Source organism: Rugamonas aquatica (assembly GCF_009380215.1).
In the GTDB taxonomy this organism is placed as follows: Bacteria; Pseudomonadota; Gammaproteobacteria; order Burkholderiales; family Burkholderiaceae_D; genus Rugamonas; species Rugamonas aquatica_B.
The window spans coordinates 1-338 of sequence record NZ_WHUG01000053.1; the positions used below are offsets into that span (position 1 = coordinate 1).

General features: G+C 44.4%; 1 rRNA gene. It reads left to right on the forward strand.

Annotated elements, in window-relative coordinates:
• The first annotated feature begins 224 nt into the window (after positions 1-224).
• Positions 225-337 (forward strand): 5S ribosomal RNA (gene rrf, locus GEV02_RS32620).
• Position 338 lies beyond the last annotated feature (1 nt).

The window sequence follows — 338 nt, forward strand, 5'->3', positions numbered from 1 at the left end:
GTGTGGAAGTGCAGTAATGCATTAAGCTAACTGATACTAATTGCCCGTACGGCTTGTCCCTATAACCTTAGCAGGTTATGGTGAATGAGAAGTATGTTGGAACGTTCGTTGATACAACTTCATTACCTAAAATATTTACTACATAAACGATATAAATCGTTTATAATACTTCCTCCAGATTCTTGGCGGCGCGGAAAAAGACGCGATGCCTGTACAAGTCAATGCCTGATGACCATAGCAAGTTGGTCCCACCCCTTCCCATCCCGAACAGGACCGTGAAACAACTCTGCGCCGATGATAGTGCTGCAACCAGTGTGAAAGTAGGTTATCGTCAGGCT